Raw genomic sequence first — 7,729 nt, 5'->3', positions numbered from 1 at the left:
CCGCCCGTTGTGGTCGCTCCCCCGCCGTCGACGAATTTCACAACAACAGAATATCTCCGGTCAGATGGGCCGAGCTTTCACCGTGCGATCACTGCTTATCAGGCGGGCGCTACCGGGCGAGGCGTAACCGTTGGTGTGATCGATTCAGGCATTGATCCTAATAGCCACGAGTTCACTGGCCGCATTCATGCACAGTCGGGCGACGTGACGGTTGCGGGCAGGTCACTTGGCGATGACGACGGCCATGGCACAGAGGTGACGCGAGTCATTGCAGCCGCCAAAGATGATCGCGATGTACATGGCCTCGCCTACAATGCGACAATATTAGCGCTTCGGGCGGATCAGGCGGGAAGCTGTACCACGGCAGCCCCCGACAAAGATGCGGCTTCATGTTCCTTTTTTGACACCTCCATTGCAGCAGGGGTCAACCGGGCGGTCGACAATGGCGCGCGTGTTATAAACATTTCACTCGGCGGTGTGGGCGGTGCGAGTACAACACTACGTGCTGCGATAAATCGCGCGACCTTGGCCGGCATCGTTGTCGTTGTATCTGCTGGTAATGAGGCCAGTGCCGCTGCGCCCGCATTTGACCCGAACAACCCAAGCCCCTTTGCGCAGGCCCTATTGGGTAGTGGAAACGGGCTCGTTATCATTTCGACATCCGTCGATGACAATGATGTCATATCCAACTTCAGTAACAAGGCGGGTGCTTCGCAAAATTCAGTGTTGTCCGCATTGGGGCAAGGTATTTGCTGCGAATATCGGAACGACACGATCTATCGTTTCGTCGAAAATGGTCAGACTTTTGTCCGGACTTTCAATGGCACGTCTTTCTCCGCGGCACAGATTTCCGGAGCGGCGACCCTACTCGCGCAAGCCTTCCCCAGTCTCACGGGGGCACAGATTGTAAGTCTACTGTTGTCGTCAGCGCGTGATAAAGGTGCTGCCGGCACCGATGCGATTTACGGACGTGGCGTATTGGATATTGGGCGCGCCTTTGCGCCCGCCGGAACGACGTCGCTCGCAGGCACCAATATGGCAGTTCCGCTCAGTGGAAATGGTGGCACGACGTCGGTACCTATGGGGGATGTTGCTTTGTCCAATAGGCCTTTACATGCGGTGGTGCTCGACAGCTATGGCCGCGCCTATGATATCAACATTGCTGAAGGCATACACACAAGCGCCCCGCGCCTGCGACTTACGCCTGCTTTGGTCGATCAAGGACGTTCGGTCAGCCTGTCGCGGGGAGCAACTGAACTCGCCTTCTCGATTAGCGCGCGCAATGGCGGCAGTGCCGAGCTTGCGCCGCTGGCTCTGTCCCATGGGCAGCAGAACCAGGCGCGTATATTGGCCGGCCGCATCAGTGCCACCATCGCGCGCGATACGCGGTTTAGCCTTGGCATTCGCCAAGCAGCCGCTGGACAGGTTGCGGCCTTGCAAGGCATGTCTGGCGGCGCCTTCCTGAACGCGACGGATGCACGCATGGAGGGTGGGCTCGAACGGACGCCGGATCAATCTTTCGCGATGCGCCATCAGCTTGGTAGCTTCGGCCTGACAGGGAATGTCGAAACCGGCGCGACACATATGTTTGACCGCGGCGTCGCCGTGTTTTTCCGCACCACGCAAAAACGCTACCCTTATGCGTCAGTTGGGCTTGGCGTAGATCGCCTGATTGGCCCAGCCAAATTTGCTGTAGGTGCAAATTGGATACGTGAAGACGAGACCATTCTGGGCGCTCGGTTCGCCAACTTCATCGGCCATAATGGCGCGCGCAGCGTGTTTGTCGATGGCAGGGGTGATGCTAAACTGGTCGGTTCCTGGTCGCTTAGCGCAAGCTGGCGGCAGGGTTGGACCTATGCCAATGCGGGCGGATCGTTGACAGGCCAAAGCGTGCTGCATAGCAACGCCTTCTCAATGGATGTTTCGGGCAGTAATATCTTGGCGAGCAATGACCGTCTAGCGTTCCGGATTGCGCAACCCTTGCGCGTCACGCGCGGCGGGCTCGCACTTAACGTGCCTGTTGCTTATGATTATGCAACGCTTGGCACAACATTCGGCGTCCGCCAGTTTTCACTTGCACCAAAGGGGCAGGAGATCGCTAGCGAGCTTGTATGGGGCGTGCCAATGTACGGCGGTTATTTCTCGTCAAACCTGTTCTGGCGGAAAGAGCCGGGCCATTTCGACGCTGCGCCAGATGATGTGGGCGTTGCCTTCCGGCTGCAATTCGATTTCTAAACCGTAAAGCTCTCGCCGCAGCCACAGCTTCCGGTGGCATTCGGGTTCGTAAACACAAAGCCAGCGGCAAATTCATCCTCGACCCAATCCATGATTGAGCCGACGAGATAAAGTACCGAACCGCCGTCGATGTATAGCACGCCGCCGGGCGTCTCGATCTTCTCGTCGAACGCCACTGCCGCAGTTACATAATCGACCGAGTAAGCGAGCCCCGAGCAGCCACGGCGCGGGGTGGAAAGCTTTACGCCAATCGCGCCTTCGGGTGCCTTTGACATTAGTTCCGCAATCCGCGCTTCGGAGGCAGGCGTCAGAACAACGGCTGCAGGGCGTACGCGTGTTTTAACATCGGTCATAGCATTCCAAGCTCCAAACGGGCTTCATCAGTCATATTGGCTGGGCTCCATGCGGGCTCCCAGACGAGGTTCACTTCGGCATCGCCAATGCCAGGGACTGCGCCAACGCGCATTTCAACTTCGCCCGGCATCGATTCTGCGACCGGGCAATTCGGCGTGGTCAACGTCATAGAAACGACAGCATGGCCATCATTGATTTCGACATTGTAAATCAGGCCAAGGTCGTAAATATTCACCGGAATTTCCGGATCATAGATTTCCTTCAGCGCTGCGATTACCGCCTCGTACAAATCGCCATCAGGCTCGCTTGGCGCAGGTGTGGCCGGCTTCTGCGCAAGGAAGCCCTCCAGGTAGTCCTTCTTGCGTTCGAAGGTTTCCGGTGCGCTCTCTACCCGCGCTTTCGGCGGTTTTTCTACGCTATCGACTTCTTCTATGCGGATGTTCTCGTTCATCCAAAAATCCTCTTCACCCGTTCGAGGCCGCGCACTAGCGCCGCGACATCATCCTCATCATTGTAAATTCCAAAGCTTGCCCGCGCAGTGGCGGGCACGCCCAAATGGTCCATCAGTGGCTGCGCGCAATGGTGGCCAGCGCGAATGGCTACATCTTCTTCGTCCAATATCGTGCCGATGTCATGCGGATGCACGCCCTTCATCGAGAAGGAGACAATCCCCGCCGATTGCTCAGGACCGTATAAAGTGATCGCGTTAATCGAACGCAAGGCGTCCCGCGCCTGCGCGGCAAGCGCGCTTTCATGTGCGAAAATCGCGTCTGGGCCAAAGCTGTCGATGAAGTTGATTGCGGCATGCAGACCGATGACCTCAATAATCATCGGCGTACCTGCCTCAAACCGCGAAGGCGCAGGGGCATAAGTCGTTTTTTCAAACGTCACGCGATCAATCATTGCGCCCCCCCCTTGATATGGAGGCATCGCGTCAAGCGTATCGGCATGCGCCCACAGCACGCCAATACCCGTCGGGCCGTATAATTTATGTCCGGACATTACGTAGAAATCGCACGCGAGGTCAGCCATATCCAAATGCATCCGTGGTGCCGCCTGACAGCCGTCGAGCAAGAATTTTGCACCAACCGCATGCGCGGCATCTGCTACACGCCTGGCGTCGAGCACTGATCCAAGCACGTTTGAGACATGCGCCAACGCGACCATTTTATGCGCTGGCGTCAAATGCGCCTGTAGCCAGTCGAGGTCGATTTGCCCATCGTCTGTTAGCGGGCACACATCAATGTGCGCGCCAACCTTTTCGGCGAGCATTTGCCAAGGCACGATATTGCTGTGATGCTCCAACTGGCTCAGCATGATGCGGTCGCCCGCCTTTACGTTCGCTGTGCCCCAGCTTTGCGCAACCAAATTAATGCCCTCGGTGGCACCACGCACGAAAACGATTTCATTGGACGAAGCTGCACCCATGAAGCGGGCCACGCGATCCCGCGCCGCCTCGAATGCCACAGTCATATTCGCCGACCGCGCATACACACCGCGATGCACGGTTGCGTAATCCACTCCGCCAGCCCGCATCATCGCATCGAGCACGACCTGCGGCTTTTGCGCCGTCGCAGCGGTGTCGAGATAATGCCAGTTGTTGGCTAAACCTGGAAACTGGTTTTTGATCCCGTTCACACCAATTCGCCCAATTTCTTCAACGCGGCGTCAGTAAGCATCTCCTCATCCGCAGCGCCTTCAAAAACGCCAGCGACAAAGGCTTGCAACATAAGCTTCTTTGCATCCGCAGGCGCGATGCCCCGTGCTTGCAAATAGAACAGCCCCATCGCATCCAATTCACCAATCGCGCAGCCATGCGCACATTTGACGTCGTCGGCGTAAATTTCGAGCTCGGGTTTGGCGTTGGCGGTCGCGCTGCGGTCAAGCAGCATGGCCTTCACCGACTGCACAGAGTCGGTCAGCTGCGCATCGCGCGCGACAGCGACCTTGCCCAGATAGGTTCCGGTCGCGGTGCCAGCGAGGACCGAGCGCACGATCTGCGACGAGGTTGCTTTGGGTTCGGCGTGGGTGACAGTGGTAATGATCTCGAGATTTTGGGTGCTACCGCCAATTTGCACTGCGCCCAGTTTGAAATCCGCGCCCTCATGCAACGTAACATTCAATTCAACGCGGCCATAATCGCCGCCGATGTTGAGCACATGGATTGCGGTGGTTGCGCCTTTGCCAATGGCAATATCAAGTTGGTGGATGGATCCGGTGTCCTGCAAGATTGTGCGCGCGAAGTTGCCGCCTGCAGGCACGATGATGCTTTCAGGCGCAGCCAATGGCCACGCGGCCTCCACAGCGGAAATGTCGCTGTAGCGCCATGCCTCGTCGTGCCGCGTGGGCGCAGACCGATTCAAGCCGCCAATTCCTTATACCCGTCACGCTCTAACTCCAGAGCCAATTCAGCGCCGCCGGTCCGCGTGATGCGGCCATCGGCAAGGACGTGTACGAAGTCGGGCTTCACATAATCAAGTAGCCGCTGATAATGGGTGATTAGCAGCACGGCCTTGCCGGGTTTGCGCATGATGCGGTTGATGCCGTCGCCAACGGTCCGAAGCGCGTCAATGTCGAGGCCGCTGTCGGTCTCATCAAGAATCGCGAGTGCGGGGTTGATGATACCCATTTGCACCATCTCGTTGCGCTTCTTCTCACCGCCTGAAAAGCCGACATTTACCGGACGCTTGAGCATGTCCATATCCATGCCAAGTGCACCCGCTTGCTCGCGTGCAACCTTCAAGAATTCTGCGCCGGATAAAGGTGCCTCACCACGGTTCTTGCGCTGCGCATTCAATGCCTCGCGCAGGAACTGGACGTTTGACACGCCCGGTATTTCGACTGGATATTGAAAACCCAGGAATAGGCCAGCGGCGGCGCGCTCATGCGGTTCGAGGTCGAGGAGGTCGTTCCCGTTGAAGGTCACTGAACCCTCGGTTACTTCATAGCCGGGCCGACCAGACAGCACATATCCCAGCGTCGATTTTCCAGCGCCATTGGGCCCCATAATCGCATGGATTTCGCCCGCTTTCAGCGAGAGGGTGAGGCCCTTGAGAATAGGCTTGTCGCCAACATTGGCGTGGAGGTTCGTTATTTGGAGCATGATCAATTAATTCCGTAAAGACTGTGTGCGGACGTCGCGGGATAAAGGGTTCATCCGACGGACCCTTCGAGCGAAATGCCTAACAATTTCTGCGCCTCAACCGCGAACTCCATCGGCAGTTGCTGCAGCACTTCCTTGGCAAAGCCGTTGACGATCAATGCGACAGCTTCTTCGGCGTTCAGGCCACGGGCCATCGCGTAGAACATTTGGTCGTCGCTGATCTTGCTGGTCGTTGCCTCATGTTCAATCTGCGCACTTGGGTTGCGCACTTCGATATAGGGCACAGTGTGGGCACCGCTTAAGGACCCAAGCAACAAGGAATCGCATTGGGTGAAGTTGCGCACCCCTTCGGCATTGGGTGCGACGCGGACAAGGCCGCGATAGGTGTTGTTGCTGTGTCCCGCGCTGATACCCTTGCTGACGATGGTCGAGCGGCTGCCCTTGCCATTGTGGATCATCTTGGTTCCGGTGTCGGCTTGCTGATAATTGTTGGTGACGGCAACCGAGTAAAACTCTCCGACGCTGTTTTCGCCGTTGAGGACGCAGCTTGGATATTTCCACGTCACCGCGCTGCCCGTTTCGACTTGAGTCCAGCTCACCTTGCTGTTCCGGCCCTGACAAAGCGCACGCTTGGTGACAAAGTTATAGATGCCACCTTTGCCTTCGGCATCGCCGGGGTACCAGTTTTGCACGGTCGAATATTTGATTTCGGCATCATCGAGCGCAACGAGTTCGACAACAGCGGCGTGCAATTGGTTTTCGTCACGCATCGGCGCGGTGCAGCCTTCGAGATAGCTAACATAGCTGCCCTTATCAGCGATAATCAGCGTGCGTTCAAACTGGCCGGTATTCTCGGCATTGATGCGGAAATAGGTGGAAAGCTCCATCGGGCATCGCACGCCTTCGGGGATATAGACAAATGTCCCGTCGGAGAAGACCGCGCAGTTGAGCGTGGCGAAATAATTGTCGTGCATCGGCACAATCTTGCCGAGCCATTTCTTCACCAGTTCCGGATATTCCTTAATTGCCTCCGAAATGCTGCGGAAAATGACGCCAGCGCGTTCCAGTTCTGCGCGGAAGGTGGTGGCGACCGAAACGCTGTCGAACACGGCGTCCACAGCCACGCGCCGCGCGCCCTCGACGCCAGCGAGCACTTCTTGCTCGGCAATCGGGATGCCCAGCTTTTCATATATGCGCAGGATTTCAGGATCGACCTCATCCAGCGAACCAAGCTTTGGCTTCGCCTTAGGCTCGGCGTAATAATAAGCGTCTTGATAATCGATGGGCGGCACGTTGAGCTTCGCCCAATCGGGCGGCGTCATCGTTTTCCACAATGCAAACGCCTTCAACCGCCATTCGAGCATCCATTCAGGCTCGTTTTTCTTGGCTGAAATGAAGCGAACGGTATCTTCGGTCAGCCCCTTGGGCGCGAAGTCGGTTTCAATGTCCGATGACCAGCCATGCTCGTAATCGGCGACCTTTTCAGCGGCGTCCCACGCGGCCTTATCTCTCATATCCAACTCATCGCTCATCGCGTTAATCCCGCCAAATTGATTTGTGCCAGCGCGCCGCGCACCGCAGTGTTTACGACTGGCCAGTGCGCTTGAACGCTACAATTGCCTTCTTTTACGCAATGCTGCCCCAAAGATTGCTTGTGGGCATCGCAGCATATCGTCAGGGCAATTGGACCTTCGACCGCCTCAATAATGTCGGCGACGCTAATAGCCGCAGCGGGACGGGCAAGCATGATTCCACCGCCTGTACCGCGCGCCGAACGCAGCAGGCCGGCCTTCGTAAGAATGCTGACAAGCTTTTGTGCGGTGGGCAGGGCCACACCGGTTTCGGCGGCAAGGTCGGTTGCCGATACGCGCGCAGAGCCGCAATGGCGCGAAGCTGCGCTCATGATCACCACTGCATAATCGGCCATATTCGACAAACGCATCTTGCGTATCCTAATCAGATAAATTCACTCCGATTAGGGGCAGATGGTCCTTTTGGTTGCTTAAATCAAGCCATAAAGGATTCAATATCGCGGAA

General features: G+C 57.0%; 8 protein-coding genes. 1 reads left to right on the top strand and 7 read right to left on the bottom strand.

All coding sequences use genetic code 11. The features are described from left to right. Positions 1 to 2,235 (top strand): S8 family peptidase (locus QE270_RS00625; protein ID WP_300033806.1); only part of this gene is annotated, 2,235 nt, incomplete at its 5' end. Here the strand turns inward: QE270_RS00625 and QE270_RS00620 are convergent. The 7 genes from QE270_RS00620 to QE270_RS00590 are packed head-to-tail and all read right to left on the bottom strand — an operon-like array spanning position 2,232 to position 7,634. Then, positions 2,232 to 2,588: an iron-sulfur cluster assembly accessory protein gene (locus tag QE270_RS00620; RefSeq protein WP_300033804.1), complete on the bottom strand. Its 357-nt coding sequence runs from the start codon at positions 2,586 to 2,588 to the stop codon at positions 2,232 to 2,234. The genes QE270_RS00625 and QE270_RS00620 overlap by 4 nt on opposite strands. Then, the gene (locus QE270_RS00615; protein WP_300033802.1) at positions 2,585 to 3,040 is read right to left on the bottom strand and encodes an SUF system Fe-S cluster assembly protein; all 456 of its coding nucleotides are present in this window, start codon (positions 3,038 to 3,040) and stop codon (positions 2,585 to 2,587) included. Before QE270_RS00615 ends, QE270_RS00620 begins: the two co-directional genes overlap by 4 nt. Continuing rightward, positions 3,037 to 4,227 carry a cysteine desulfurase gene (locus QE270_RS00610; protein ID WP_366142244.1) on the bottom strand — a complete coding sequence of 397 codons (1,191 nt, stop codon included), beginning with the start codon at positions 4,225 to 4,227 and terminating at the stop codon, positions 3,037 to 3,039. The genes QE270_RS00615 and QE270_RS00610 overlap by 4 nt, the downstream gene beginning before the upstream one ends. After that, the gene (locus QE270_RS00605) at positions 4,224 to 4,952 is read right to left on the bottom strand and encodes a SufD family Fe-S cluster assembly protein (protein WP_300033800.1); all 729 of its coding nucleotides are present in this window, start codon (positions 4,950 to 4,952) and stop codon (positions 4,224 to 4,226) included. The genes QE270_RS00610 and QE270_RS00605 overlap by 4 nt, the downstream gene beginning before the upstream one ends. Continuing rightward, positions 4,949 to 5,692, bottom strand: a complete 744-nt coding sequence (gene sufC, locus QE270_RS00600) for a Fe-S cluster assembly ATPase SufC (RefSeq protein ID WP_300033798.1) — start codon at positions 5,690 to 5,692, stop codon at positions 4,949 to 4,951. Before sufC ends, QE270_RS00605 begins: the two co-directional genes overlap by 4 nt. A 50-nt stretch (positions 5,693 to 5,742) precedes the next feature. Then, the gene (sufB, locus tag QE270_RS00595) at positions 5,743 to 7,224 is read right to left on the bottom strand and encodes a Fe-S cluster assembly protein SufB (RefSeq protein ID WP_300033796.1); all 1,482 of its coding nucleotides are present in this window, start codon (positions 7,222 to 7,224) and stop codon (positions 5,743 to 5,745) included. Further along, a complete protein-coding gene (locus QE270_RS00590) occupies positions 7,221 to 7,634 on the bottom strand; it encodes an SUF system Fe-S cluster assembly regulator (RefSeq protein ID WP_300033793.1) in 414 nt (137 codons plus the stop codon). Before QE270_RS00590 ends, sufB begins: the two co-directional genes overlap by 4 nt. Positions 7,635 to 7,729: the final 95 nt, after the last annotated feature.

Origin of the sequence: Sphingorhabdus sp. (assembly GCF_029865925.1) — a bacterium.
Taxonomy (GTDB): domain Bacteria; phylum Pseudomonadota; class Alphaproteobacteria; order Sphingomonadales; family Sphingomonadaceae; genus Sphingorhabdus_B.
This window is presented reverse-complemented; position numbering and strand designations above follow the sequence as displayed.

What these genes read in the sequence shown, in the direction of transcription:
- QE270_RS00620 (WP_300033804.1), bottom strand. Translation starts at nt 2,588, where the DNA reads ATGACCGATGTTAAAACACGCGTACGCCCTGCAGCCGTTGTTCTGACG.
- QE270_RS00615 (WP_300033802.1), bottom strand. Translation starts at nt 3,040, where the DNA reads ATGAACGAGAACATCCGCATAGAAGAAGTCGATAGCGTAGAAAAACCG.
- sufC (WP_300033798.1), bottom strand. Translation starts at nt 5,692, where the DNA reads ATGCTCCAAATAACGAACCTCCACGCCAATGTTGGCGACAAGCCTATT.
- sufB (WP_300033796.1), bottom strand. Translation starts at nt 7,224, where the DNA reads ATGAGCGATGAGTTGGATATGAGAGATAAGGCCGCGTGGGACGCCGCT.
- QE270_RS00590 (WP_300033793.1), bottom strand. Translation starts at nt 7,634, where the DNA reads ATGCGTTTGTCGAATATGGCCGATTATGCAGTGGTGATCATGAGCGCA.